We start from the raw sequence: 25,650 nt of genomic DNA, 5'->3' as shown, positions 1-25,650 counted from the left end.
TGCAGGCGCGGAGCTATTCCAGATACGGCATCGGATCGACGCTGTCGAACCCCTTGCGCACCTCGAAATGCACATAATTATCACCATCCGGCACGGTGGCGATCTTTGAGCCGCGCGCGACGGTGCTGCCCTTCTCGACGGCCACATCCGCGACATTGTAGTACACTGTCATCAGGTTGTCGGGATGGCGCACCACGAGGATCTGCACATTGTCCGCATCGGTGGTGATGGCGGCCACAGTTCCATCGTCAGCGGCCCGAACCGGCGCCCCGGCAGGGGCGGAGAAATCCACACCGTTGTTCTTGTCCTTGGCATAGGCGCGGATGATCTTGCCCTCCACCGGGCGATCCATCCGCGAGTCCGATACGCTTTCGGTCTGTGTGCCGCCAAGGTCCGGCGACTCCGGTGGCTCCGGCGGCGCCGCCGCGATGTCCTCTTCGGGCAAGGGCTTCGACGCGCTTGGCGGGGTCGGCGTGGGCGATCCGTCGCCCGGCCTGCTCGTCGGCGCGGCGTTGTTCGCCGTCTCAGGCGCGTCCACGACCGGCGGGATCAGAAGGATCTGACCCTCGCGGATCACGAAATCCTTGCCCAGTCCGTTCCACTCCGCCAGCGCGCGCACCGACACGCCATAAAGCCGCGCGATGGTAAAGGCGGTCTCGCCCCGGCTGACCTTGTGCCGGATCGGCTCGACCCCGGTCTCGCCGCTGGGGGCATCCTCCGCCGCCGGAATCGGGTCGAGTTCCGCGGTCCTTACCCCATCCGCGCGCTCGATCGCGCCCCCGGCAACCGAGGAGATATCGACATCCGAAGGGGCCCGCACGACGCCCGCGCCGCCCGTGGCCGCCGATGGCTCTTCCACCCGGCGCGGCAGTGCCAGAACCTCGCCGCGGCGCAGTTCGTCGTCAGTTTGCATTCCGTTGTAGGACGCCAGTTCCTGCGCATCGACGCCAATGCGCGCCGCCACGTCGCGAAGTCGATCCCCGCGCCGTGCGACCGCCACCTGGTAGTTGGGATAGGAAATGACCCCGCGCCGGTCGGCCTCGGGGCGGTCCGCCGTCGCGCGCACCGCCGGCCCCGATGTGTCCAGATCGGAGCCAAGCCGCCCCCGCATGTCGAAATCAAGCGGCCCCTCGCAGGCCGCCACGACGGCCACGACGCTCACGGCGGCCATCACGCGCATCACCCGACGTGCTGGTTGCCGCTCATTGAAATTCACTGTCATCCCGATCCATCCTCGCCTGCGCCCCTGTTCTTGCGCGGGGCTGCGTTGTCACTCACCACATGCGCCCGGTCCGGGCACGCGGTCCGCCTCATATCCGTCGCGCGAAAGGCGTTCGGCGGCCAGCCTCAACCGTCACGCGCCAGTCCTTCTATCAGCGGCACGAACCGCACCGGGCGCAACTCCTCATACTCGAACCCGGTCTCATGCCGCGTCACGCGGATCAACCGTTGCACCGCATCCGACTGGCCCACGGGCACCACCATGATACCGCCGATCTTGAGTTGCGCCAAGAGGGGCCCGGGCGGGTCTTCCGCCGCTGCGGTCACGACAATCCGGTCGAACGGCGCCTGATCGGGCAGGCCAAAGCTGCCGTCGGCGGTAAAGGCGGTGATATTGCTCAGATCGAGCGCCTCGAAAACCCGCCGCGCCTCGGCCACCAGCCGCTTGTGCCGGTCCACGGTATAGACCCGCCGTGCAAGCTCGCTCAGCACCGCCGCCTGATAGCCCGACCCCGTGCCCACCTCCAGCACCTTGTCGCGCAGGCTGACCTTGAGCGCCTGGGTCATCAGCCCCACCACCGAAGGCTGCGAAATCGTCTGCCCGCAGGCGATGGGGAGCGGCATGTCCTCATAGGCCCGCCCCGCGAACAACCCCCGGACAAAGGCGCCGCGGTCGATCCGCTCCATCGCGGTGAGCACGCTCTTGTCTGTCACGCCCTTGCTGCGCAGGGCGAACAGGAACTGCATCTTGCGCTCGGCGGCATCGGTCATTCAATCGCCTTCAGATGATCGAGCACATCATGCGCGGTCAGATCCGCGCGCATCGGCGTGACGGAAATATATCCGTCGAGATTGGCCGCGGCATCCGTGCCCGGCGCGCTGGCAATGCTCTGATCCCCGCCCCGCACCCACAGGAACCGCCGCCCCGCGGGCGACAGATGCGGCTCCACCGAAAAGGTCGTGTTGGGCCGAAGCCCCTGGGTCGTCACGCGCAGTCCCCTGACCTGATCGGCCGGCACCGGCGGGAAGTTGATGTTGTAGAACAGATGATAGTCCTGCGTATTGCCCGGCGCGGCCTCAAGCACGCGGCGCACCACCCGCGCGCCGTGCTCCGCCGCCGCCTCGAACGGATTGTCCAGATCACGCACGTCCGGGCCGAAATACTGCGACAGCGCCATCGCCGGAATACCCTTCAGCGCCGCCTCCATCGCGCCGCCCAGCGTTCCGGAATAAAGCGCGTTCTCGGCCGAATTGTTGCCCCGGTTCACCCCTGACAACACCAGATCGGGGGGCGCGTCCTTCATCACGTCGTGAAGCCCCGCCATCACGCAATCGGCCGGGCTTCCCTCGGCGGCATAGCGGCGCTCGCCCATCTGCGCGATCATCGTGGGATGGGTATAGCTGATGCTGTGCGCCACCCCCGATTGCTCGAACGCGGGCGCCACGGTCCAGACCTCGCCATCGGGGCCTGCGATCTGCCCCGCGATTCGCGTCAGAATCTCAAGGCCCGGCGCGTTGATGCCGTCGTCATTTGTGATGAGAATACGCATGCCAGCCTGCCCTTCGCGGTTCGCCTCTGTGTAGTGGAGCGGCCCGCGCGGGGCAAGCACCCGCTGCGGCGCGGCGCCGCGCGCGCCCTCATGTCCTCGGGGGCCACCGCGCGTCAGGGTGCTCGGGCAAACGCTCCGTGATCGTTTGTAAAATCTCCAACCCGCTTTGCATTTTTGCACACTGACATTACCTTCGGGAACCTGTATAATTTAACAGCCGTTCAATTTCGCACCGGGGAGGAGCCGAATGGATTTCGCGCTGACAGAAGAGCAGACCCTGATTTTCGACATGGCCCGGGGCTTTGGGGAAGAGCATATCGCCCCCAATGCCCGCCAGTGGGAACAGGACGGCACCATTCCAAAAGAGCTTTGGCCGCAACTGGCCGATCTGGGCTTCGGCGGGCTTTACGTTTCCGAGGACCACGGCGGCACCGGCCTGACCCGCCTCGATGCCACGCTGGTGTTCGAGGCGCTGGCGATGTCCTGCCCCTCGGTTGGCTCCTTTCTGTCGATCCATAACATGTGCGGCGGCATGATCGACAAGTTCGGCAGCGAAGAGACCAAGGCGAAATGGCTGCCCGACCTGTGCTCCATGTCCAAGGTGTTTTCCTACTGCCTGACCGAACCCGGCTCCGGCTCGGACGCCTCTGCCCTCAAGACGCGGGCCGAAAAGACCAACGAGGGCTACACCCTCAACGGGACCAAGGCATTCATCTCCGGGGGCGGCTATTCGGATGCCTATATCGTGATGTGCCGCACCGGCGACGCGGGCCCCAAAGGGATTTCCACCGTGGTGGTTGAGGCCGGCACCGACGGCCTCTCCTATGGCGCGCTGGAGGACAAGATGGGCTGGCGCGCGCAGCCCACCGCGCAGGTGCAGTTCGATGATTGCCAGATCCCCGCCGACCACCTGATCGGAGAGGAAGGGCGCGGCTTCGCCTATGCGATGGCCGGTCTCGACGGCGGGCGGCTCAATATCGCCGCCTCCGCCCTTGGTGGCGCGCAGAACGCACTCGATCTGACGCTGGCCTACATGAACGACCGCAAGGCGTTCGGCAAATCGCTCAACCAGTTTCAAGCCCTGCAATTCCGCCTCGCGGATATGGAGGTGAAGCTGCAATCGGCCCGCATCTTCCTGCGGCAGGCGGCGTGGAAGCTTGACAACGGCATCCCCGACGCGACCAAGTTCTGCGCGATGGCCAAACTCTACGTCACCGATGTCGCCTTCGACGTCGCCAACGACTGCCTGCAACTGCACGGCGGCTACGGCTATCTGGCCGACTACGGGATCGAGAAGATCGTGCGCGACCTGCGCGTGCACCAGATCCTCGAAGGCACCAATGAAATCATGCGCATGATCGTGTCGCGCGACATGATCACCGCCTGACACCCCACCGGGAACCCACATGACCGATATCGAGATCCGCAAGACCGGCCGCACCGGCCGCATCACTTTCAACCGCCCCAAGGCGCTCAACGCGCTGAGCTACAAGATGTGCCTCGCGCTCGAAGACGCGCTTGACGCATGGTCCGGCGACGACGACGTTGCGATGATCGTCATCGACGCGGCGGGCGACAAGGCGTTCTGTGCCGGCGGCGACATCGCCGAGCTTTACGAGACCGGCACCAAGGGCGATTTCGCCTTCGGGCGGCGCTTCTGGGCCGATGAATACCGCATGAACGCCAAGCTGTTCGAGTTTCCCAAACCCGTCGCCAGCTTCATGCAGGGCTTCACCATGGGCGGCGGCGTCGGCGTGGGCTGCCACGGCGCGCACCGGGTGGTGGGCGCGACCAGCCGCATCGCCATGCCGGAATGCGGCATCGGCCTTGTGCCCGACGTGGGCGGCTCCCTGATACTGGCGCGCGCGCCGGGGCGGCTTGGCGAATACCTCGGCCTGACCGCCGCGAGGATGGAGCCGGGCGACGCCATCCTCGCCGGTTTCGCCGATCACTACATTCCCGAGGACGACTGGCCCGCCCTGATCGCGCGGCTGGAGGACACCGCCGACCCCGCCCTGATCGAACAGGCCGCCCACCCCGCCCCGCCAAGCGCGCTCACCGCGCAGCGCGATGCGATCGACGCGGCCTTTTCCGGCGCGGGGCTGGCCGATATTGTCGCCGCGCTGCGCGCCGACGACTCTGATTTCGGCGCCGCCGCGCTCAAGTCCCTGTCGCGCAACTCACCGCTGTCACTCGGCTGCGCGCTGGAGATCATTCGCCATTCCCGCAAGGCCGATGATATCCGCGCCGCGCTCGACATGGAATATCGCTTCACCTACCGCGCGATGGAAAAGGGCGATCTGCTCGAGGGCATACGCGCCGCGATCATCGACAAGGACCGCAATCCAGACTGGCAGCACGGGCTCGAAAGCTTGCCGGACACGGCTGTCTCGGACATGCTGAAACCGCTGGAGGGCGCGGCCCTCACATTCGAAAAGGGAGAGTGACCATGCGTATCGGATTTATCGGGCTTGGCAACATGGGCGGGCCGATGGCCGCCAACCTCGCCAAGGCCGGGCACGAGGTGATCGGCTTCGACATGGCCGATGTCGCCGTGGACGGCGTGACAATGGCCGAGAGCGGCGCCGCCGCGGCCAAGGGCGCGGAGGTCGTGATCACCATGCTGCCCAACGGCCAGATCCTGCGCTCCGTCGCCGATGAGATCATCCCCGCGATGGACAAGGGCGCGGTGTTCCTCGATTGCTCCACCGTGGACGTGGACAGCGCCCGCGCCGTGGCCGAAGAGGCGCTGGCCGCTGGGCTCTCCGCGCTCGACGCGCCGGTGTCCGGCGGCGTCGGCGGCGCGCAGGGCGGCACGCTCACCTTCATGGTCGGCGGCGACGAGACGGGCTTTGACATCGCCAAACCGCTGTTCGACATCATGGGCCAGAAGGCCGTGCATTGCGGCCCCTCGGGCAACGGTCAGGCGGCCAAGATCTGCAACAACATGATCCTCGGCGCCACGATGATCGTCACCTGCGAGGCGTTCGCGCTGGCCGACAAGCTCGGTCTCGACCGGCAGGCGATGTTCGACGTGGTCTCCACCTCTTCGGGGCAGTCGTGGTCGATGACCACCTATTGCCCCGCGCCGGGCATCGGCCCGAAAAGCCCCTCGGACAACGATTATCAGCCGGGCTTTGCCGCCGACCTGATGCTCAAGGATCTGCGACTTGCCCAGCAGGCGGCAGAGACGGCCGACGCTGACACCCCGCTCGGGCAGGCCGCGATGAAGCTCTACGCCCAGTTCGTCGAGCAGGAGGACGGCAAGGGCCGCGATTTCTCCGCCATGCTGCCGCGCTTCGAAAAACGCGGCCATAGCTGATCCGCGGCGCGCCCCTCTCCGGGGCGCGGTCCGCCTTCACAGCGCGGCAATCGCCTCTTTCTGCTCCGCCACAAGCCGTTCGCCCTCCGCGATGGCCTCCGCCGCGCGGTAAAGCTCCAGCACCGTCATATGACTCAGATCGGCCTGAAGGCTCACATGCGGCGGATCGGTCGCGTCGCGCGTCTTGCGCACGAACTCCGTCATGATGTCGACCGAGGTGGACACCACATCGATGTAATTCGGCCCTCTGACGCCATCGCTGTGGAAAAGCTCCCGCATAGGCTCGGGCAGCCTTTGCATCCACGACTGGCTAAGCGCATCGAGCGCACTCTCGCGCGGGGTCCACAGATCGCCGTTCCTGCCATTAGGATTGACCGCGATCGTCTTGTCGGCCCCCAGCGCCCGGCACGCAGAGGTCGGCACCGGGTTGACCAGCCCCCCATCCAGAAGCCATTTACCCGCCACCAAATGCGGGCTGTAGATACCGGGAATGGAGATCGACGCCCGCACCGCATCGAAGAGCGATCCCTCGCGAATCCACACCTCGCGCCCGCTCACCATATCCGTGGCCACCGCGATAAAAGGGTGCTTCAATTCCTCGATCCGTTCGGGCAGATCCAGCGCGCGCAGCATCTCGCCCACCGCGCTGCCGCGCATCAGCCCGCCGTTCCGAAACCGCAGATCGACAAGACGCAGAACCCCGGTCTGCGTCAACCCGCGCGCCCAGTCCTCCAGCGCGCCAAGCCGCTCCCCGGCCCAGGCCGCGCCGACCAGCGCCCCCATGGAGCACCCCGCCACCACGTCCGGCGTTACATCCATCTCGCGCAAGGCGTTGATCACGCCGACATGGCACCATCCGCGCGCGCCGCCCGATCCCAGGGCCAGGCCGAGCCGGTTCATTCCGCCGCCACCTTGCGCCCTTCCAGCATCTGCTTGAGATACCGCCCGGTGTGGCTGCGCTCCACCTGCGCCACCACTTCGGGCGTGCCGGTCGCCACGATCTCGCCGCCGCCGTCGCCGCCCTCCGGGCCGATGTCAATGATCCAGTCGGCGGTCTTGATCACGTCGAGGTTGTGTTCGATCACCACCACGGTATTGCCCGCCTCCACCAGCTCGTGCAGCACCGCCAGAAGCGCCTTCACATCCTCGAAATGAAGCCCCGTCGTCGGCTCGTCGAGGATATAGAGCGTCCGCCCGGTGGAGCGTTTCGCAAGCTCCTTGCTGAGCTTCACGCGCTGCGCCTCGCCGCCCGACAGCGTGGTCGCCTGCTGGCCGACCTTGATATAGCCAAGCCCCACCCGTGCCAACGCATCCATCTTGTCGCGGATCGACGGCACCGCCTTGAACACCTGCTGCGCGTCTTCCACCGTCATATCAAGAACGTCGGCGATGCTCTTGCCTTTCCACTTGATTTCAAGCGTCTCGCGGTTGTACCGCGCGCCGCCGCAGGTCTCGCAGGTGACATAGACATCGGGCAGGAAATGCATCTCGATCTTGATCAGCCCGTCGCCCTGACACGCCTCGCAGCGCCCGCCCTTGACGTTGAAGGAAAACCGCCCCGGCTTGTAGCCGCGCGCCTTCGACTCCGGCAGCCCGGCGAACCAGTCGCGGATCGGCGTGAAGGCCCCGGTATAGGTGGCCGGGTTGCTGCGCGGGGTGCGCCCGATGGGCCGCTGGTCGATGTCGATCACCTTGTCGAGATGCTCCAGCCCCCGGATCGTCTCGCAGGGCGCCGGCGTCTGCCGCGCCCCGTTAAGCCGCATGGAGGCCGTCTTGAAAAGCGTTTCGATGGTCAGCGTGGATTTTCCGCCCCCCGACACGCCGGTCACGCAGACGAACTTCCCAAGCGGAAACTCCGCCGTCACCTCCTTGAGATTATTGCCGGATGCCTTTGAAACGACAACGGATTTCCCGTTTCCCTTGCGGCGCTCGGCGGGTACGGCGATCTCGCGCGCGCCCGACAGATACTGCCCGGTGAGAGAGGCCGCATCGGCGGCCACCTGCGCGGGCGTGCCGTGACTGACCACCTGCCCGCCATGCACCCCGGCGCCGGGGCCGAAGTCGAACACGTAATCGGCCTCGCGGATCGCCTCCTCGTCATGTTCGACCACGATCACCGTATTGCCCTGATCGCGCAGGTTCTTGAGCGTCTGCAAAAGCCGCCCGTTATCGCGCTGATGCAACCCGATGGACGGCTCGTCCAGCACGTAAAGCACCCCGGTCAGCCCCGATCCGATCTGGCTGGCCAGTCGGATACGCTGGCTCTCGCCGCCACTTAACGTGCCACTTGCACGCGACATTGTAAGGTATTCTAATCCCACGTTATTCAGGAATCCGAGTCGCTCGCGGATCTCCTTGAGAATGGCGCGCGCGATCTCGTTCTTCTGCTTGCCCAGATGCTCCGGCACCGCCTCGATCCAGGCCAGCGCCTCGCGGATCGAGAAGGCCACCACATGCCCGATATGATGCCCCGCGATCTTCACCGCCAGCGCCTCTTCCCGAAGCCGGTAGCCCCCGCAGGCCCCGCAGGGCCGGTTGTTCTGATAGCGTTCGAACTCCTCGCGGATCCAGTTGCTGTCGGTCTCGCGATAACGGCGCTCCATGTTGGGGATGACCCCCTCGAAGCTGCGTGTGACCTGATAGACGCGCCCGCCCTCGTCATAGCGGAAGGGGATCTCCTCCTCGCCCGACCCATAAAGGAACACCTGCTGCACATGCGCGGGCAGATCCTTCCACCGCGCGTTCCAGTCGAATTCGTAGTGCCGCGCGATCGCCTGGATCGTCTGCGTAAAATAGGGCGACTTGCCCTTGCGCCACGGTGCCAGCGCCCCGTCTGATATCTTCAGCGTCTCGTCGGGCACCACCAGCCGCTCGTCGAAGAACAGCTCCATGCCAAGCCCGTCGCACTCCGGGCAGGCCCCGAAGGGCGCGTTGAACGAAAACAATCGCGGCTCGATCTCGGGAATGGTGAAGCCGCTCACCGGGCAGGCGAACTTCTCGGAAAACACGTTCCGCTCCGGCTCGCCCTCACCCTCGCGCGGGGCGGTCTCCAGCACCGCGATCCCGTCGGCCAGATCGAGCGCGGTGCGCAGGCTGTCGGCCAGCCGGGTCTGCATCCCGTCGCGCACCACCAGCCGATCCACCACCACGTCGATGTCATGGCGGAACTTCTTGTCGAGCGTCGGCGGCTCGTCCAGCTCGTAGAATGTGCCGTCCACCTTCACCCGCTGGAACCCCTGCTTGCGCAGCTCCAGAAACTCCTTGCGGTATTCGCCCTTCCGGTCGCGCACGATCGGCGCCAGAAGATAGCCGCGCAGGCCCTCTTCCATCGCCATGATCCGGTCCACCATGTCCTGCACCTGCTGCGCCTCGATGGGCTGGCCGGTCGCGGGGCTGTAGGGGGTGCCGACGCGGGCGAACAGAAGCCGCAGGTAATCGTAGATCTCCGTCACCGTGCCGACGGTGGAGCGGGGGTTCTTGCTCGTGGTCTTCTGCTCGATGGAGATGGCGGGCGACAGGCCGCTTATGTGATCCACGTCGGGCTTTTCCATCATGTCGAGGAACTGCCGCGCATAGGCGCTCAGGCTCTCGACATAGCGCCGCTGCCCCTCGGCATAGACGGTGTCGAAGGCGAGCGAGGATTTGCCCGACCCGCTCAGCCCCGTGATCACCACAAGCTGATCGCGCGGAATGTCCACGTCGATGGATTTGAGATTGTGCTCGCGCGCGCCGCGCACCTCGATATATTTCAGATCGGCCATCATCGCCCCCGGTTCCTCTGCCCTAAATAGGTGAGCCGCGCTGAGTCTCCAACAAAAAAATGCGAACAAAACCGGAACCGGCGGCGGCATGCCGCAAAGATATTGTATTCCGTTTCTTGAATGTTAAATTGAACGGCAACAGGACCCAATCGAGCGAAAGGAAACCGCATGTTCTTCTTCAGACAGGCCCCGACAAAGGGCATGACCGCCCAAGAGGCCGTGACCGCGCAGCGCGATGGCCGCGTGACCGTGATCGACCTGCGCGAGCATGGCGAAGTGGCCAGCACCGGCAAGGCCGCCGGCGCGCTGCATATCCCGCTGTCGCGGCTGCGCGACATGGCCGATTCGCGCCATCCCGACCATCACCCCGAACTCAAACCGGAGATGGCGCTGGCGCTCTACTGCGCCTCGGGCGCGCGCTCGGCGCAGGGCGCGCGCCTGCTACGGCAGATGGGCTTTGAGGATGTCCACAATATCGGAGGCCTCGCCCATTGGCAGCGCGCGGGCGGCACGGTGCTGAACGCCTGACGCCCCGCGTCGACAGGTGAACGCGGCGTTTCCGAACGCTGCGTTCACCGGCCCCTTCAGCGCAAACCGCACCGATGCGATACCGACAAAATACCGACGTTATACCGACATGGCATTTTCATAAAAATCAACGGCTTAACCCGATTCGCCCCTCGCAAGGCCCCGCCGCTCAGATTTTGCGCGCCAACGCCCAGGAACAGATCGGAAAACTGTGATCGTTCTCCAGATCGTCGCGCTCGGGATCATAGACCGGCGGCCAGTCCTCTTCGAGGTTGCGCGCCGCCACCTGGCGGTTGCCCCACTGCCCCGACCGGATCTGCCCGGCGTCGAATCCTCCCTCGATCAACAGGTTCTTCAACCCCCGCGCCGACCAGCGTGAACAATCCTGCGGCGCCGGGTGATAGGGGATGAAAAACGGCACGGCGAGCCAGAAATACCCCCCCTCGCGCAGCATCCCCCGCACGTTTCGCGTCGCCGCATAGGGCCGATCGAGATGTTCCCACACCTGATTGGCCAGGATCAGGTCGAACGACAGGGGGCGCCCCTGCTCATCGGCAAACGCCCCCTTGCAGATGTCGTAATCGGGATAGCGAAGCGAGACATAGCTGCGCCCGCCAAGCCCCTTGCCCCACTGGCCGGAAATCTCGCCAATGTCCATGTTTTCAAGGTCGAGCGCGCGCAGCCAGCGGCGGCTCGTGCGGTTCATGACAATGCGATTCAGCCCCGGCATGGTTCAGTAGTGGATCACGCGGCCATAGGCGTCGAGCACCGATTCATGCATCATCTCGCTCAGCGTCGGATGCGGGAACACGGCCTCCATCAGCTCCGCCTCGGTGGTCTCCAGCACCCGGCCCACGACATAGCCTTGGATCAGCTCGGTCACCTCCGCGCCCACCATATGCGCGCCCAGAAGCTCGCCGGTCTTGGCGTCGAACACGGTCTTGACCATGCCTTCGGCCTCTCCCAAAGCAATCGCCTTGCCGTTGCCGACAAAGGGGAAGCGGCCCACTTTCACCTTGTGCCCGTTCTCTTTCGCCTGCGCCTCGGTCATGCCCACGCTGGCGATCTGCGGCTGGCAATAGGTGCAGCCGGCGATGGAGTCGGGCCGCACCGGATGCGGTTTCCCGCCCGCGATCAGCTCGGCCACCATGACGCCCTCATGGCTGGCCTTGTGCGCCAGCCACGGCGCCCCGGCCAGATCCCCGATGGCATAGATGCCGTCCACCCCGGTGCGGCAATATTCATCCGTAATCACATGCGTTTTCTCGGTTTTCACCCCAAGCTCGTCAAGGCCGAGACCCTCGGTGTTGCCGACAATCCCCACAGCGGAGATCACCGTGTCGAAGTCGTGTTTCTCGACCTTTCCACCGCGCTCGATATGCGCCGTGACCTTCCCCTTGCCCCGGTCAAGCTGCTTGACCATGGCCTTTTCCATGATGGTCATCTTCTGCTTTTCAAAGGATTTTTTCGCAAAGGCGGAAATCTCCTCATCCTCCACCGGCAGGATGCGGTCCATCACTTCGACCACCGTGGTTTCGGCGCCCAGCGTGTTGTAGAAGCTGGCAAATTCGATCCCGATCGCACCCGACCCGATGACCAGAAGCTTTTTCGGCATCCGCGGCGGTTGCAGTGCGTGCCGGTAGGTCCAGACCAGATCGCCGTCGGCCTCCAGCCCCGGCAGTTCACGCGCCCGCGCCCCGGTGGCCAGCACGATATGTTTCGCGCTGAGGGACTCGCTGCCGTTGTCGGTCTTGACCTCGACCTTGCCCTTGGCCGGCACGGTGGCCTCGCCCATCACCACCGTGATCTTGTTCTTTTTCATCAGGTGCGAGACGCCGGAGTTGAGCTGCCCCGCCACCTTGCGCGAGCGTTTCACCACCGCGTCCAGATCGAAATCGACCTTCTCCGCGCTCAGGCCGAACTCCTTGGCCCGGTGCATCAGGTGAAACACCTCGGAGGACCGCAAGAGCGCCTTGGTCGGGATGCAGCCCCAGTTGAGGCAGATGCCCCCCATGTTCTCGCGCTCGACGATCGCTACCTTCAGGCCCAACTGCGCGCCGCGGATCGCGGCCACATACCCCCCGGGCCCGGACCCGATCACGATCATGTCAAAGGATTTTTCCGCCATCGCGCGCTCTCCTGCTGTCTGTTGACGGCAACGCTACCCGATGGCCCATGGCGCTTCAATACGCGATGGTGCCCACCATCCGCCGCCGGGTCCCGCCCGGCCACGGCCAAGATCTCAAGACGGGATCAGGCCGCCTCGGCCTTCCGCTCCAGCGCGCGCAAGGTCTCGGCATAGCCGCCGCGCTCCATGAACGCGCGCTCCGGGCCGGTCGAACTGCGCTTCAGCGCCTCGTTGCGATAGGGAAACCGCCCGAATTCGCGGATCACTTCACGGTGTGCCTTGGCATGGAGCATGTTGTGCGCCCCCGTCTCCGGCATCCGCTCTTTCATAAGCCGCACGCAGCGATCCTGATCGCACAGGTTCTCCGAATGCATGAGCGGAAGATAGAAGAACTGTCGCGCAGGCTCATCGATCTTCAGGTCGTATTTGTGGTGAACCGACGATTTCGCCGCCGCCAGTGCGATCTTGTCCGACGCAAAGGCCATGGACCCGCCCCGGAACATGTTGCGGGGAAACTGGTCAAGCAGGATGATGTAGGCCAGCGATCCACTCGCATAGGTCAGCCATTGCGCATAGCCACCGTCCATCGCCCGCTGCCATATACTCCCGAATCTGTCGCGTATCTCCTGGTCAAGCGCCTCATCGACCTTGTACCAGCCGTCCGGCCCGACCTCGTCGAGCCAAAAGTTCAGAATCTCTTCCGGACCTGCCATAGTCCGTTACTCCTTGTGTTAATGTCCCCACCAAGGTGACATGAAAATGTTACACACAAGGAGCTTCTTGATAACAGTCACTTTTTACAACAGTCGCAACATTTCAGGCGGCGTTTTCGCTAACATCTTCCTCGGCTGCCGCGTCGATTGCATATTCCTGCGCCGCTTCAACCGCTACGACAGACGATCCCGGCGACACCGGGGCCCAGACCCCGGTTTCCGAAACATCCGGCGCGGCGCGTTTCGTCATCCTGTAGGCGGCATAGCCCGCGACCATCACCAGAAGAATCGCGATGAAGAGGAAAAACCCCGGCGGCCCGATCAGCCCCATCATCCAGCCGGTGATGACCGGCCCGGCAATCGCCCCCATTCCGTTGATGAAGACAAGCCCGCTGGAGGCCGCCGCCATATCGTCGGCCTCCAGATAGTCGTTGGTGTAGGCCAGCAGCAGGGAATAAAGCGGGTTGGTCATCCCGCCCACGGTAAAGGCGGCCAGCAACAGCATGTAGTAGCTGGTTCCAAAGGCCATCCCGATCACCGCGCCAATGCCCGCGATCAGCGCCGCGATCATGATCAGAAGCCGCCGGTCCATCCTGTCTGACAGCCACCCGATCGGATACTGAAGAACGGACGCGCCGATATAGAAGGTCGCGATAAACAGCGACAGCTTTTCGAGCGACAGACCCACCGTCGCGCCATAGACCGCCGACATGCCGAACTGCGCCGAAAACGCCCCGCCCAGGATCAACATCCCCACCGCGCCAAGCGGCGAGATTTCCACCAGCCTGCGCAGCGTCATCCGCTTTGTGGCCTCGAACGCGGGCGTTGGCGAGATCGACAGCAGAATCGGTGCGAAAGAGATCGACACCAGCACCGAGGGGATCACGAAGAGCACGTAGCCAGAGGGGTCCGCCACCACCAGAAGCCCCTGCGCGGCCACGATTCCCACCATCTGCACGATCAGGTAGAGCGACAGCGCCTTGCCCCGGTTCTCGTTCGTCGCGGCATTGTTGAGCCAGCTTTCGGCGGTGACATAAACGCCCGAGAAACAGAACCCGATGATCACCCGCCCGGCGACCCAGATCCACGGGTTTGTGAATGTGGGGTAAAGAATCAGCACAGCCGAGATGAAACTCGCCAGCGCGGCGAAGACGCGCACATGTCCGACGCGCCGGATCATATCCGGTGCAAGCCGCGATCCGCCGAGAAAGCCCACGAAATACGCCGACATCACCAGCGACATCTCGAAGGTCGAAAACCCCTCGATCTCGCCGCGCACGGCGAGCAGCGTCGATTGCAGACCATTGCCCACCATGAGCAGTCCCATGCCCAGAAGAAGCGCCCAGGCGCTGGACAGGAATTGAAACATGGGTGGCTCCTTCACGCGTGATTGGCCCGACCCATACATAGACTGCCGCGACACGTCACCCCCGTCCGCGACACGGACGCGGATTTTCGCGCCCCGTTCAGCGGATCAGAAGCGAGGCGTCTCCATAGCTGAAGAAGCGATACTCTTCGGCAATCGCATGGTCATAGATCCGGTGTATCCGCTGCGTGCCCATCAGCGCCGAAACCAGCATCATCAAAGTGGAGCCGGGCAGATGGAAATTCGTCATCAGCGCATCGGTCACACGGAACTCGTAGCCGGGATAGATGAAGATGTCCGTCTCCCCGTCCCACGGCGCGATCTCTCCTCCGGCGGCGGCGCTTTCGATCAGGCGCAGCGCGGTGGTGCCCACCGGAATGATCCGCCCGCCCGCGCGCCGCGTCGCGGCGATCTGCGCGGCGGCCTCCGCGCTCACGCGCCCCCATTCGGCATGCATCCTGTGCGCGCGCACATCCTCCACCTTCACCGGCAGAAAGGTGCCCGCGCCGACATGCAAGGTCACATGGGTCAGCCCCACTCCCATCGCCGCGATCTGCTGCAACAGCGCCTCGTCGAAATGAAGCGACGCGGTGGGGGCCGCCACGGCGCCGGAATGGCGGGCGAAGACGGTCTGGTAATCGGTCTTGTCGCGCTCATCGGCGGGTCGCCTCGCGGCGATATAGGGCGGCAGCGGCATCGCCCCCGCCTCGGCCAGCGCCGCGTCGAAATCCGCGCCGGAGAGCGAAAATTCGAGTAGGCCCTGTCCGTCTTCGCGGGCCACGAGGGTCGCGCTCAGGTTGTCCGAAAACGTGATCACCTCACCCTCGCGCACCTTCCGAAGCGGCTTGAGAAGCGCGCGCCAGCGCCCCGCGACGGCCTGAGGCTCCAGAAGCGTGACCTCGATCCGCGCCTGCGCCCCGGCACGCTGGCGCCTCCCGGTCAGCCGCGCGGGAATCACCTTCGTGTCGTTCAGGATGAGCCGGTCGCCGGCCCGGAGCCAGCCGGGCAGATTGCGCACCCGCGCATCGGTGATCGCATCGCCCTGCGCCACCAGAAGCCGCGCCGCCGTGCGCGGTGACGCGGGCCGCGTCGCGATCAGCCGCTCGGGCAGATCAAACTCGAAATCGCTCAGTTTCATGGGATCAGCGTTCCGCCTGTGGGTTGAGTTCCGGCACCGGGGACTCGGACCGCTCCCCTCCCGTTCGGCGGCGGAAAATGTCGCGGAAGATGCCGGGCGTCAAGACCGACAGCGGATTGACCTGCACCCGCGGATCGTCCCCCGTGCCCCGCAGATAGTAGTTGAAACCGAAAAGCCCCTCGCCCCGACGGGAAATCACCCGCCCCACCGCGTTCAGCAGATAGATCGGAGAGATCACGCCCTGAAGGTCGAACCGCCCGGTCTTGAGCCCGTAGAGCCCGTCGATCGACAACCCCAAAGAGGGCCCCACCGCGCTGCCCTGCGTGATGTGGATGCGGTCGGGGCTTAGGCGAAACTGCGCCTCGACATCGCTGAAATGGATGCCCTGCCCACCCAGTTGTTCCAGTAGACCAATCACACTGATCGCATTGAGAAGCGCCGCCATCGCCGGCGCGTTGCGCAGACGGATGTTGCGCACCCTCAGATTGCCGTCGTAGTTGCCCGCATCGCCGACAGGGATCAGGGTCAGGTCCATCGCGCCGCCCGTGGCCTGCTTGAGCACACCGGCCGAGCGAAACACACCGCCCGCATCCTCCGACTGGATGCGAAAGGCGCTGCGGCTGCCGCGCGGCGTGACCGCGCCGGTCACGCCGGTATCGCCGTTCACACGCCCCGAAAACCGCCCGTCCACCCCCGCGCGGGTGGTGAAATCGCCGTTGAAGTCTGTCAGCGCGATCCCCTCGGAGATCTGCACCCGGTCCAGCCGGGCAGAAATCGGCCCCCCGCCCTGCCCCGTGCCGCTCCCGGCGCGACCGCTTTGCGGCGCATCCCGCATATCCACCCGCCCGCCGGTCACCTCGACGGCCGGTGCCACACCCGGCCCCCGTCCCCGAAGCTCCGCGACCACATCGAGCCAGCTCCCGATCGTCAGCGTCCCGAAGCGCGCCCTGTCAAGGCCGCCGTCCGCGTGGATGGAAATATCGCCCTCCGCCGACAGCCCCGCGACATCAAGTGACAGGCGGTCGATGGCGGGCGGCTGGCCCAAGCGTCCCGCGACCACAAGCTGCCCGGCGGCCGCCTCGGGCTTGGTCCAGCCCAGTGCCGGGATCGCAAGGCCCAGCCCGTCCAGCGCAGAGGACATGGTGAACGCCGGAGGGCGCCCGTCTTGCAGATCGACCTCGATCGCGCCCTGCGTACGTCCCCAAAAGCTGCCCTCCGGCAGGCCGATCCGGAACTCCTCCACGAATCGTTCATCAAGCTCGAGCGTCGCCTCGATCCGGCTCTTGCCGCGATGTTTCGGACCGGACTTGGAGTGCCACTGCCCCGAGAACGGGACCGCGCCAATCTGTCCGTCGCCGCCGATCCAAACGCCATCGTTGTTGGCGCGCACGGTCAGGGCCTCCGCCCGCAGAACCCTGTCCTTCACAAGGGCCTCGCTGTGCAGCCCGCTCAAGGTGCCCTCGATCTCATAGATCACGTCTTCCGGCTGAAGATCCTTCTTGAGCCGTAGATCAAGCTGTCCGGAGGCGCTCGCCCGTCCCTCGGCCAGCGCCACGGGCAGACCCGCCTTGTCCATGACCCGAAGCGGCGCGCGGTTGAGCAGCGACAGCGCCGCCGTCACCGTGCTGTCGGTGCGCAGACGCACCCGCGCCGGGGCCTGCTTGATCCGCGTGTCATGGATGACAAGCGACGTGCCCGCGACGGCCACCGCGCCACCCGCGTCGGCCATGACCTGCCCGCCTTCCGCCACGACGGTCATCCGGTTGTCCATCCACGTAACATGACCCGACGCACCCCGCACCGGCGGCATCGTCTTCATGAACCGCAGGTCGGTGTCGCGGAACTTGAAATCCATGTAGACGCCGGGCCGCTCTCCCGGACGCGAACGCACCGCGAGATTAATGTCCTCCAACGCCCCGTCGAAAATGTTGGTCTCGATCCAGTCGCGTGTCTTGGGCTTGATGGCGGGCGGCCAGAATTCCACCAGCCCGGTCCGGGACAACGCGTCCATCCGCCCGTCGAGCGCAAGGTTCCAGTCATCCGCCGTCGCCGACAGCTGCCCGTTCAGACGCAGACTCTGGCCGTCTTTCTGGACCATCATCTGCCCCAGCGTGAGATCGAACGGGTCAAGCCGCAGTCGGAAATCGACCTCCGCCAGATCGAGCGCCACCGGCCGGTCATAGACACCCGCGGGATTGGCGGTGAAACTCGTCAAGCGGAACTGACCCAATAACTCGCTCGGCCATCCGGCGACCAGATCACGCAGATGCGCCTGCCCCTCGGCCCGGGCCGTCACCCAGTCGCTCACCACCGAAAGCTCATCGAATCGCAAGGTCTGCGATCCCGGCGCATAGGTGAAATAGCTTTGTGCAGAGCGGAAGGGAATCGGCCGGATCTCATCGTTGGGCTGCAACACTCCCGCGCCGATCTGAAGCGACGCATGCATCGGTCCCATCGCGCCGCTGTCATCCATGCTCGCCCGCAAGGCCCCGGAAATCGGCGCGTTCAGGATACCAAGCCACGCCAGCGCCGCCGATTGCGAGGCCATGTCGCCCGCCGCCATATCCTCGAAGTTGACGCCGAATTCCGCCGCCGTCGAGCCGATCGCGCTTTCATAGCTCATCTGCACCGTGGCGGCCTCCGCGCCACCCGAGAGCACCGCCAGATCGGCCGACAGCCGAAGCCCGCCTTCCGCGCGCTCCAGCCGCAGCCGCCCGCCATCCACGGTCCAGCCCCGCCCGGCGCGCAGATCCTCGTAGCGCAGCGTCACCGCGTCAAGCTGCACCGCGACCAGATGCCTGAATTCGGGCCGCTGCAACGCCCCGTCAAGCCCGGCCATCATCGCGCCCAGATCAATCCCGCTCGCGCCATACTCACCAAGAGACACATCCACCTTGCCCTGAGCATCGCGGCGCGCGGTCAGAAAGGCCCCGGTCATGTGAACCCGCTTGGGTGCGAATCGTCCTTCCAGCAGCGCGGTCAGTGACAGCGTGCCATCCAGTTCGCGCAGCGTCAGCTCGGCGCCGCCGGTCGGCTCGCGCAACCTGATGTCGCGAAGCACCACACGCGGGCGTCCGGAGCTCTCCAACGTGACGAACATGCGCGAAAACCGCAGGTCGATTTCCGGTACAAGTGCGTCGATCTGCGCCTCGATCCGGTCGCGTATCGCCTGCGGCACTTCCATCTGCCGCCCCGTCGCGAACCAAAGCGCGCCGCCCGCCAGCATCGCCAGAAGCGCCAGGCTGAGCAGTGCCCAGATACCGGCCCGCCGTCCGCGCCGGCGTTTGGGAATGTCCTGCGAAGTCCGGTCGCTCATCTTACTCCGCGCGGTCCTGCCTCTGACCGGCGCTTTCTTGTTGCCCGTTTCGTTCTAGCATATAGGCTCCGCAATCCAGACCCAAGGAGCACCGCATGACCGACGCCCCGGATTTTACCCTGCCCCAACCCGGCGGAGAGACCGTGACCCTATCCGATCAGCGCCCCGCGCCCGTGGTCCTTTTCTTCTACCCCCGCGACAACACGCCCGGCTGCACAAAGGAGGCGGTGGGCTTTTCCGACTCGCTGGCCGATTTCGACGCCGCCGGCGCCCGTGTCTTCGGCATATCCAAGGACAGCCTCGCCTCCCACGAAAAATTTCGTGACAAGCAGGGCCTCGGCGTAACCCTGCTCTCCGACGCCGACAGTGATGCCTGCGAGCGATATGGGGTCTGGAAAGAAAAAAACATGTATGGAAAGACGTTTTTCGGCATCGAGCGGTCCACCTTCCTGATCGACGGCGCGGGCCGCATCGTGCGCGAATGGCGCAAGGTGAAAGTGCCCGGCCACGTCGAGGAGGTGCTGAACGCGGTGCGCGCGCTGTGAGCGCCGCCACGCTGAGCGATATGGCGGTGGCGGTTCTGACGACCGCCGACGGGCGCGAGAAGGCCGCGCTCTCGCGCGATTGCGCCGCCCGCTGGTTCGCCGCCCGAGACGCGGGAACCCCGCTGGAGATCGGGCGCGCCGCGCCCCCCGATACCCCCGCACGGCCAGAAAAACCCGAGCTGCTGCACCCCCGCGACGTGCCGCGCCGCCGCCCCGGAACTCCGCAGGGCCGCATCGCGCTTCTGCATGCCGTGGCGCATATCGAACTCAACGCCGTGGATCTGCACTGGGACATCATCGCGCGCTTTTCGGATGTGAAAATGCCGCTTGGCTTCCATGACGACTGGGTGAAGGCCGCCGATGAGGAATCCAAGCATTTCAACCTTGTATCGGACTGTCTTGAAGCGGAAGGCAGCCATTACGGCGCGCTGCCCGCCCATGCCGGCATGTGGCGCGCGGCCGAGGATACGGCGCAGGATTTCATGGGCCGTCTCGCCGTCGTTCCCATGGTGCTGGAGGCGCGTGGCCTCGACGTGACCCCCGGTATGATAGACATCTTCCGCAAGGCCGGCATCGGCCATGCTGTCGATGCGCTTGAAGTGATCTACGCCGAAGAGGTGGGCCATGTCGCCTATGGCTCCAAGTGGTTCCACTTTCTCTGCGGGCGCTTCGATCTCGACCCCAAAGAGACGTTTCACACCCTCGTGCGGCGCTATTTCCACGGCCCGCTGAAACCCCCTTTCAACGAGGAGAAACGCGCCGAGGCCGGGCTCCCGCCGGATTTCTACTGGCCACTCGCGGATCGCCCGGCAGAACGCTGACCCATATCGGCGGTTTTTTGCCCATTATTGCAATTACTTGCCGATCACGACGCAGGAACGCCGCGTTGCCGGGAAAGGTCTTGCCCCAAAACCGGGCACTCGTTAAGAAATTCACCATCGGCACAGCAACAGCAAAAAGACCTTATGCCGACGTGATGGGGATGACACAGAAAGATTGAGGGGACGGGCCGGTTGAGAACTCGCATTGCAATCCGCTTGCACGCACTTCTGGAACGATATTTCCCGGAACGGCGCCTTTTCCTGCGCTCGGACAGTGATACGCGCTTTATCCGACTGCGCCCGGAGACGCAGCTCTTTGCCGCTACGGGAAGCGCGCTGATCGTCGGCTGGGCCATCGTGGCCACCGCGATTCTGCTGATGGATTCCATCGGCTCGGGCAACTTTCGTGAGCAGGCCCGCCGCGACCGGCAAACCTACGAGGTGCGCCTCAACGAAATGAGCCGCGAACGCGATCAGCGCACCCAGGAAGCCCAGGCCGCGCAATCGCGCTTTGCCGCGGCCCTTGAACAGATCTCGGTGATGCAGTCGGAGCTTCTCGCCTCCGAAACCCGCCGCAAGGAGTTGGAAACCGGGATCGAGGTGATCCAGTCCACGCTGCGCCGCACCATGAATGAACGCGACACCGCCCGCGCCGAGGTTGCCGCGACGCATGAGGCGCTGGAGGACGGCACCGCCCGCCTTGCCGCCGATGAAGGGGTGAGCGAGGAAACGCTCAAACTGCTGACCGGCGCGCTGACGGAGATCGCCAGCGAACGCGATCGCATCTTCGCCGACGCGCAGATGGCACTGGCAGAGGCGGAGGACATGCGTCTCGAGCTGCGCCTGATGGAGGAAAAGAACGATCAGATCTTCCGGCAACTCGAAGACGCGATGTCCGTTTCGGTCGAACCGCTGGAGAAGATGTTCGAAAAGGCCGGGCTGTCGACCGACAGCATGCTCGCAGAGGTCCGCAAGGGCTACTCGGGACAGGGCGGTCCGCTGACCCCCATCGCCTTTTCCACCCGTGGCGAAGAGCCGAGCGAAGAAGCCATGCGCGCCAACCGTCTGCTCAATCAGATGGACAGGCTCAACATGTATCGCATTGCCGCCGAAACCGCGCCCTTCGCCCTGCCGATCAAGAATGCCTTTCGCTACACTTCGGGATACGGGATGCGCTGGGGCCGGATGCACAAGGGCACCGATTTCGCCGCGCGCCACGGAACGCCGATCTATTCCACCGCCGAAGGGGTGGTGATTCACGCCGGATGGCTCTCGGGGTATGGCCGTCTGGTGAAGATCAGGCACGACCACGGGATTGAGACCCGCTACGCCCATCTGGCAAAAATCCGCGTAAAGGAAGGCCAAAGGGTCTCGCGCGGAGAGCTTATCGGTGATATGGGCAATTCCGGACGCTCCACCGGCACGCATCTGCACTACGAGGTGCGCGTGAACGGCAAAGCAGTGAACCCGATGATCTTTATCAAGGCGGCAAGAGATGTTTTCTAAGAGCAAAATCAATGAGCCCGGCCCGAAGGCCGCAGACACCCCCAAACCGGAGGAAAAGAACATCCCCGCGGCGCCGGCATCGGGCGACCACAAGTCCCCTGCCCCGAAGGCAAAGCCGCCGGCATCGGTGCTGTCGTCCGATCTGCATATCTCCGGCAACCTCAAGACCACCGGCGACATTCAGGTCGAAGGCACCGTAGAGGGGGACATCCGCGCCCACCTGCTGACCATCGGTGAAACCGCCACCATCAAGGGCGAGGTCGTGGCCGACGATGTGGTCGTCAACGGGCGCATCGTGGGTCGCGTACGCGGTCTCAAGGTCCGCCTGACGTCCAGCGCGCGGGTCGAAGGTGACATTATCCACAAGACCATCGCCATCGAATCCGGCGCCCATTTCGAAGGCTCGGTTCAGCGTCAGGACGATCCTCTTTCACCGAAAGGGTCCGCCCCGAAGCAGCAGCCCGCACAGCAACAGGCCGCACAGCAACAGGCCGCCCAGCAGCAGCCCCAACAGCAGCAGGCCGCGCAAAAGCAGTCACAACAGCCCAAGCAAGGAACCTGATCGCGTCGGCCCGTGTGGGGCCGCGCCCTTCCGGCAGCCAGCGACAGACACTCACGACAGGCGCCCGGAGCGCCTGTTTTCATGTCGGGAGCGGGCGCTGTTCTTGTGTCGATGCCCGCCGCTGCGGAACTCGTGTTCGCCATCTAACACAACATACCCGATGAAAGCAGGGTGTCGGACACTTGCACAGCATCCTTGAGCAAAACGGTCAGATGACGGCTTTGAGCCCAAACTACCTCAGGCGACAAGCCTTGACTGGCCATAAGGTTGGGTCATTCGGACAGCTACTGCAACGCGGCGGCGTCCGGTATGATCCACGATCCCTGCACACATATCAATCAAGATTCCGACGAGCAGGGTAGCCTCATGGAGGAGTTGGACGTGCAGATATTGCAGGTCACCAGCAAAAGCGAGGCGACGCGGCTTTCAGTTGGGCTGACGCTTGTGATGCTCACGATCGTTACAGTGATCTATTTGCTGTATTTTCCGCCCGATGCCTGGCCGCAGACGCTCATGGTTGCCTTGCCGACCACGCTCATACTCACCTTCAGCGCAACCTACTTGGTCACCCAGCAGATGCTCCGTGTCCATGCCTTGAACACCGAACTTCAGCGCCTTGTCAGCCGCGACCGGCTGACTGACGTGGCCACGCGGGACTTCTTCTTTGCACGCCTCGCCGAAAGGCCGGGCAGCTTTGGCGTGTCGCTGATGGTGGACATCGACAAATTCAAGGTTGTGAACGACACCTACGGACACCCGGCCGGCGACAAGGTGATCGCGAACGTAGCCCGCATCCTTGCGCAGGAGGTCTGCGCGCGGGACATTGTCTGTCGCTTCGGGGGCGAGGAATTCGTCATCTTTCTCGACAACGCAACCGCAACAATTGCCTTGGAAACGTCCGAACGAATCCGCGTGCGGGTGGAGTCGTCCAAGGTCGATAGCGAGGGCAGAAGTGTCACTGTGACCGTGTCGATCGGCGGGTCCCTGCGACAGGCCGCAGCTGAGATCGAGACAGCGATCCGTCAGGCCGACGCCGCGCTTTATTGCGCCAAGCATCTGGGCAGGAACCAGGTCGTCATGTTCTCCGATCTGTCCGAAATGCCAGAGACGGCCGCAGGGCACAGCACATCCATCCGGTCCCTGCCACGGACCGCCGCGGGCCACTGAGAGCTTGGCCGAAAAATTGTGGCTATCGCTATCGCGCGCCCGCAAGGAAAGTCCGGAAGGTCCGCATGGCTGCCCCTCCGACCCTACGAGCCATCGATGCCGCACCAGAGGCAAAGTGGGAACCTTTTGTCAGGTGCAGACCACTAGCGATCCAACATCCACTGCCCCTTCGGCCAGAAGGCGTGAAAGGCAAAGGCGAAGATCACGTCATGCGGCACGTCCTGCCCCTGCCCGCCCCGCACCCGGATAGAGCCGACATCGCGCCCCTCCCCGATCCTGCCGGTATCGAGCGCGGAAGCCTGCCCCTCCCGCCATGTGATCACCACGCCGCGTTCGCGTAGCTCTTTCGCGTCGCGCAGCCGTGTCAACGGCCAGGCCGCATCCCCCACGCGCACCACGCGCGCCAGCGGCTCGATCCCGTGCGGCGGGTTTTCCCCGTTGTAGAGGAACGGGCGGCTCAGACTGTCATACCCCTGATACGGGTTGGCGCCGTAATTGCGCGTATGGGCCGCCGGCGCGTCCATCACCCACCCGTCGGGATGGCGCGCCCTGAACTGGTCCCAGCTTTCCATCCATGTCGGCAGGGTGGTCAGCTCCGTTCCCGTCATCTCGCCCACGATCGCCTCTCCGATGGCCTGCTGCCACCAGCTTTCGGTCTCGCGGTCATACATGATCATGTCCGAATGGCGCAGCTTGCCCGACACCCCGAAGCTCAGCACCTTTCCCTTCACCCGCCGGTCGAAGGTAATCGCCGAGTTGCACAGCGGGCAGAATGTCACCGCCACCGGCACGCCGCCCACCGTGTCGTTCACGATCTCATGCCATGTCAGATAGCGCAGCGGGTAGGCGCGCGGGGTCGCCCCTTCAAGACCCAGCGTGATCACCGGCTCGCGCCCGGCGATCCGGCTTTCCTTTGCAGCGGGCAGGAATTGCGGATCGCTCAGAGCCGGAATGCCGTCCTTGGGCGGACCGCCCGATATGATCTGCGACCAGTCACTCACGCTGGTGCGGGTGAAATCGGTGTCGGGCCATTCGCCTTTCCACAGGCGTGGCTCGGCCAGAGCGCCGCCGCTGGCAAGGGCGACGCAGATGGCAAATGTCATTGCAAATCGCATGGGCTCTCCTCCTGACGCCAGCCTGAGCCCGGCAACCGGACAAAAGAACCCCACGGCACGCGAACGTGACGCGATGTGTGTTGTCCTGTTCACTCTCTTCAAGCCCCTTGCGGGGTGTCCTGCCGCCCGGCGCCCTGTCTCAGGACCGCGATTTCAGCACGTGGCGAAAGGCGCGCTCCAACTCGGCCGCGCCGCCCCTGTCGAACCACCGGCCATGCGCTAGGATCACCCGTTCGGGGGCCCAGTCGATCATGCGCGTCACGTCCTCGACCAGCGCCGCCTTGTCGCGGAAGGTCCATCGCATGTCGGGGGGCATCTTTCCGTCGCTGTCGTCGATGCCCGCGATCCTGACGATGGGGCGCATCCACACGGGCAGATTTGCGGTCTCGAAGGCTTCGATCAGGTCGGTCAGGATCAGCGTGGCGCTGGCCCGGTGGAAAAACACCGCCTCGCGATGCACCTCGCTGCCGCGGACGATCATCTGGTCGATCTGCCCGGACCAGGGCGCCTCGGCCCCGTCCCATTGCAACTCATGGTCCAGCCGCAGCGTCACCCCCTTTTTCGCGGCCCGTTCGGCCACACCCGGCGCACCCCATGCGATGGCCTCGGGGAAGGCGGCCTGCCACCGGGGGAGATGGGCGTAGTGAATCCAGTTGGGCGCGATCAGGTGACGCACGGGACCAAGCGCGTCCAGCTCGCCGCGCAACCCATCCGTCAGCGCCGTGGGCGAATGCACCCACAGATCGCCATTGTCCAGACGCACCACGGTCGCGCGGGTGGAAAACGGCAACCCCATGAAGCGGATCGCCGGCCCATCAATCAGCCACAGCCCACGGGCCACGGGTTTGAGCGTGTTGAGCGGCTCGTATCCCGTGGCCCGGGGCATGGGGG

General features: G+C 64.8%; 22 protein-coding genes. 9 read left to right on the top strand and 13 right to left on the bottom strand.

Annotation, left to right across the window (positions count from 1 at the left end; genetic code table 11):
* Positions 1 to 13: 13 nt before the first annotated feature.
* The 3 genes from BMW66_RS07235 to surE form a co-directional block, all read right to left on the bottom strand.
* Complete coding sequence (locus BMW66_RS07235) at positions 14 to 1,222, bottom strand: peptidoglycan DD-metalloendopeptidase family protein (RefSeq protein ID WP_093116946.1); 1,209 nt, start codon at positions 1,220 to 1,222, stop codon at positions 14 to 16.
* A 125-nt stretch (positions 1,223 to 1,347) separates the two neighbouring features.
* Positions 1,348 to 1,992, bottom strand: coding sequence for a protein-L-isoaspartate(D-aspartate) O-methyltransferase (locus BMW66_RS07230; RefSeq protein WP_093116944.1), 645 nt, complete (start codon positions 1,990 to 1,992; stop codon positions 1,348 to 1,350).
* Positions 1,989 to 2,771, bottom strand: a complete 783-nt coding sequence (gene surE, locus BMW66_RS07225) for a 5'/3'-nucleotidase SurE (protein ID WP_093117141.1) — start codon at positions 2,769 to 2,771, stop codon at positions 1,989 to 1,991. Before surE ends, BMW66_RS07230 begins: the two co-directional genes overlap by 4 nt.
* 247 nt (positions 2,772 to 3,018) lie before the next feature.
* On the opposite strand from surE, the gene BMW66_RS07220 reads away from it, so the two are divergent.
* The 3 genes from BMW66_RS07220 to mmsB are packed head-to-tail and all read left to right on the top strand — an operon-like array spanning position 3,019 to position 6,093.
* On the top strand, positions 3,019 to 4,158 hold the full coding sequence (locus tag BMW66_RS07220) for an acyl-CoA dehydrogenase family protein (protein ID WP_093116942.1): 1,140 nt from the start codon (positions 3,019 to 3,021) through the stop codon (positions 4,156 to 4,158).
* Positions 4,159 to 4,177: 19 nt separating this feature from the next.
* Positions 4,178 to 5,218, top strand: coding sequence for an enoyl-CoA hydratase/isomerase family protein (locus tag BMW66_RS07215; RefSeq protein ID WP_093116940.1), 1,041 nt, complete (start codon positions 4,178 to 4,180; stop codon positions 5,216 to 5,218).
* Between the two features lie 2 nt (positions 5,219 to 5,220).
* Positions 5,221 to 6,093, top strand: a complete 873-nt coding sequence (gene mmsB, locus BMW66_RS07210; RefSeq protein ID WP_093116938.1) for a 3-hydroxyisobutyrate dehydrogenase — start codon at positions 5,221 to 5,223, stop codon at positions 6,091 to 6,093.
* Positions 6,094 to 6,129: 36 nt separating this feature from the next.
* Here mmsB and BMW66_RS07205 read toward each other — a convergent pair whose 3' ends face one another.
* Both BMW66_RS07205 and uvrA read right to left on the bottom strand, forming a co-directional pair.
* Positions 6,130 to 6,993: a patatin-like phospholipase family protein gene (locus tag BMW66_RS07205; protein WP_093116936.1), complete on the bottom strand. Its 864-nt coding sequence runs from the start codon at positions 6,991 to 6,993 to the stop codon at positions 6,130 to 6,132.
* The gene (gene uvrA / locus BMW66_RS07200; RefSeq protein ID WP_093117139.1) at positions 6,990 to 9,854 is read right to left on the bottom strand and encodes an excinuclease ABC subunit UvrA; all 2,865 of its coding nucleotides are present in this window, start codon (positions 9,852 to 9,854) and stop codon (positions 6,990 to 6,992) included. Before uvrA ends, BMW66_RS07205 begins: the two co-directional genes overlap by 4 nt.
* Positions 9,855 to 10,022: 168 nt before the next feature.
* Here uvrA and BMW66_RS07195 point away from each other — a divergent pair, with 168 nt between their 5' ends.
* Positions 10,023 to 10,382, top strand: coding sequence for a rhodanese-like domain-containing protein (locus tag BMW66_RS07195; RefSeq protein ID WP_093116934.1), 360 nt, complete (start codon positions 10,023 to 10,025; stop codon positions 10,380 to 10,382).
* Positions 10,383 to 10,551: 169 nt separating this feature from the next.
* On the opposite strand, the gene BMW66_RS07190 is transcribed toward BMW66_RS07195, so the two are convergent.
* From BMW66_RS07190 to BMW66_RS07165, 6 genes are all read right to left on the bottom strand, one after another.
* Positions 10,552 to 11,112 carry a methyltransferase domain-containing protein gene (locus tag BMW66_RS07190; protein WP_093116932.1) on the bottom strand — a complete coding sequence of 187 codons (561 nt, stop codon included), beginning with the start codon at positions 11,110 to 11,112 and terminating at the stop codon, positions 10,552 to 10,554.
* Positions 11,113 to 11,115: 3 nt separating this feature from the next.
* Positions 11,116 to 12,510, bottom strand: coding sequence for a dihydrolipoyl dehydrogenase (gene lpdA / locus BMW66_RS07185; RefSeq protein WP_093116930.1), 1,395 nt, complete (start codon positions 12,508 to 12,510; stop codon positions 11,116 to 11,118).
* Between the two features lie 125 nt (positions 12,511 to 12,635).
* Entirely contained in the window at positions 12,636 to 13,223 is a 588-nt protein-coding gene (locus BMW66_RS07180; RefSeq protein ID WP_093116928.1) for a DUF924 family protein, read from the bottom strand.
* A gap of 103 nt (positions 13,224 to 13,326) precedes the next feature.
* The gene (locus BMW66_RS07175; protein ID WP_093116926.1) at positions 13,327 to 14,592 is read right to left on the bottom strand and encodes an MFS transporter; all 1,266 of its coding nucleotides are present in this window, start codon (positions 14,590 to 14,592) and stop codon (positions 13,327 to 13,329) included.
* A gap of 97 nt (positions 14,593 to 14,689) precedes the next feature.
* Positions 14,690 to 15,727, bottom strand: coding sequence for a tRNA preQ1(34) S-adenosylmethionine ribosyltransferase-isomerase QueA (gene queA, locus BMW66_RS07170; RefSeq protein ID WP_093116924.1), 1,038 nt, complete (start codon positions 15,725 to 15,727; stop codon positions 14,690 to 14,692).
* Positions 15,728 to 15,731: 4 nt separating this feature from the next.
* On the bottom strand, positions 15,732 to 19,043 hold the full coding sequence (locus BMW66_RS07165; protein WP_093116922.1) for a YhdP family protein: 3,312 nt from the start codon (positions 19,041 to 19,043) through the stop codon (positions 15,732 to 15,734).
* Positions 19,044 to 19,138: 95 nt separating this feature from the next.
* Between BMW66_RS07165 and BMW66_RS07160 the strand changes: the two genes are divergently transcribed.
* The 5 genes from BMW66_RS07160 to BMW66_RS07140 all read left to right on the top strand — a co-directional run bounded on the left by BMW66_RS07160 (position 19,139) and on the right by BMW66_RS07140 (position 23,644).
* Positions 19,139 to 19,588, top strand: a complete 450-nt coding sequence (locus BMW66_RS07160) for a peroxiredoxin (RefSeq protein ID WP_093116920.1) — start codon at positions 19,139 to 19,141, stop codon at positions 19,586 to 19,588.
* A 20-nt stretch (positions 19,589 to 19,608) separates the two neighbouring features.
* Complete coding sequence (locus BMW66_RS07155) at positions 19,609 to 20,409, top strand: ferritin-like domain-containing protein (protein ID WP_093117137.1); 801 nt, start codon at positions 19,609 to 19,611, stop codon at positions 20,407 to 20,409.
* A 192-nt stretch (positions 20,410 to 20,601) separates the two neighbouring features.
* Positions 20,602 to 21,915 carry a M23 family metallopeptidase gene (locus tag BMW66_RS07150; protein WP_175483186.1) on the top strand — a complete coding sequence of 438 codons (1,314 nt, stop codon included), beginning with the start codon at positions 20,602 to 20,604 and terminating at the stop codon, positions 21,913 to 21,915.
* Positions 21,905 to 22,477 carry a bactofilin family protein gene (locus BMW66_RS07145; RefSeq protein WP_093116918.1) on the top strand — a complete coding sequence of 191 codons (573 nt, stop codon included), beginning with the start codon at positions 21,905 to 21,907 and terminating at the stop codon, positions 22,475 to 22,477. The genes BMW66_RS07150 and BMW66_RS07145 overlap by 11 nt, the downstream gene beginning before the upstream one ends.
* Before the next feature lie 309 nt (positions 22,478 to 22,786).
* Positions 22,787 to 23,644, top strand: coding sequence for a GGDEF domain-containing protein (locus BMW66_RS07140; protein WP_139196132.1), 858 nt, complete (start codon positions 22,787 to 22,789; stop codon positions 23,642 to 23,644).
* Between the two features lie 143 nt (positions 23,645 to 23,787).
* Here BMW66_RS07140 and BMW66_RS07135 read toward each other — a convergent pair whose 3' ends face one another.
* Positions 23,788 to 24,759, bottom strand: coding sequence for a DUF3179 domain-containing protein (locus BMW66_RS07135; protein WP_245729396.1), 972 nt, complete (start codon positions 24,757 to 24,759; stop codon positions 23,788 to 23,790).
* Positions 24,760 to 24,898: 139 nt separating this feature from the next.
* Positions 24,899 to 25,645: a DUF4336 domain-containing protein gene (locus tag BMW66_RS07130; RefSeq protein WP_093116914.1), complete on the bottom strand. Its 747-nt coding sequence runs from the start codon at positions 25,643 to 25,645 to the stop codon at positions 24,899 to 24,901.
* Between the last annotated feature and the right edge of the window lie 5 nt (positions 25,646 to 25,650).

Source organism: Salinihabitans flavidus, assembly GCF_900110425.1.
Lineage (GTDB): Bacteria > Pseudomonadota > Alphaproteobacteria > Rhodobacterales > Rhodobacteraceae > Salinihabitans > Salinihabitans flavidus.
The sequence above is the reverse complement of the archived record's forward strand: the minus strand, read 5'-3'. Positions and strand labels throughout refer to the sequence as shown.

Coding starts and splice junctions, on each gene's coding strand:
- BMW66_RS07235 (WP_093116946.1), bottom strand. CDS start 1,222: ATGACAGTGAATTTCAATGAGCGGCAACCAGCACGTCGGGTGATGCGC.
- BMW66_RS07230 (WP_093116944.1), bottom strand. CDS start 1,992: ATGACCGATGCCGCCGAGCGCAAGATGCAGTTCCTGTTCGCCCTGCGC.
- surE (WP_093117141.1), bottom strand. CDS start 2,771: ATGCGTATTCTCATCACAAATGACGACGGCATCAACGCGCCGGGCCTT.
- BMW66_RS07220 (WP_093116942.1), top strand. CDS start 3,019: ATGGATTTCGCGCTGACAGAAGAGCAGACCCTGATTTTCGACATGGCC.
- BMW66_RS07215 (WP_093116940.1), top strand. CDS start 4,178: ATGACCGATATCGAGATCCGCAAGACCGGCCGCACCGGCCGCATCACT.
- mmsB (WP_093116938.1), top strand. CDS start 5,221: ATGCGTATCGGATTTATCGGGCTTGGCAACATGGGCGGGCCGATGGCC.
- BMW66_RS07205 (WP_093116936.1), bottom strand. CDS start 6,993: ATGAACCGGCTCGGCCTGGCCCTGGGATCGGGCGGCGCGCGCGGATGG.
- uvrA (WP_093117139.1), bottom strand. CDS start 9,854: ATGGCCGATCTGAAATATATCGAGGTGCGCGGCGCGCGCGAGCACAAT.
- BMW66_RS07195 (WP_093116934.1), top strand. CDS start 10,023: ATGTTCTTCTTCAGACAGGCCCCGACAAAGGGCATGACCGCCCAAGAG.
- BMW66_RS07190 (WP_093116932.1), bottom strand. CDS start 11,112: ATGCCGGGGCTGAATCGCATTGTCATGAACCGCACGAGCCGCCGCTGG.
- lpdA (WP_093116930.1), bottom strand. CDS start 12,510: ATGGCGGAAAAATCCTTTGACATGATCGTGATCGGGTCCGGGCCCGGG.
- BMW66_RS07180 (WP_093116928.1), bottom strand. CDS start 13,223: ATGGCAGGTCCGGAAGAGATTCTGAACTTTTGGCTCGACGAGGTCGGG.
- BMW66_RS07175 (WP_093116926.1), bottom strand. CDS start 14,592: ATGTTTCAATTCCTGTCCAGCGCCTGGGCGCTTCTTCTGGGCATGGGA.
- queA (WP_093116924.1), bottom strand. CDS start 15,727: ATGAAACTGAGCGATTTCGAGTTTGATCTGCCCGAGCGGCTGATCGCG.
- BMW66_RS07165 (WP_093116922.1), bottom strand. CDS start 19,043: ATGAGCGACCGGACTTCGCAGGACATTCCCAAACGCCGGCGCGGACGG.
- BMW66_RS07160 (WP_093116920.1), top strand. CDS start 19,139: ATGACCGACGCCCCGGATTTTACCCTGCCCCAACCCGGCGGAGAGACC.
- BMW66_RS07155 (WP_093117137.1), top strand. CDS start 19,609: ATGGCGGTGGCGGTTCTGACGACCGCCGACGGGCGCGAGAAGGCCGCG.
- BMW66_RS07145 (WP_093116918.1), top strand. CDS start 21,905: ATGTTTTCTAAGAGCAAAATCAATGAGCCCGGCCCGAAGGCCGCAGAC.
- BMW66_RS07140 (WP_139196132.1), top strand. CDS start 22,787: ATGATCCACGATCCCTGCACACATATCAATCAAGATTCCGACGAGCAG.
- BMW66_RS07135 (WP_245729396.1), bottom strand. CDS start 24,759: ATGCGATTTGCAATGACATTTGCCATCTGCGTCGCCCTTGCCAGCGGC.
- BMW66_RS07130 (WP_093116914.1), bottom strand. CDS start 25,645: ATGCCCCGGGCCACGGGATACGAGCCGCTCAACACGCTCAAACCCGTG.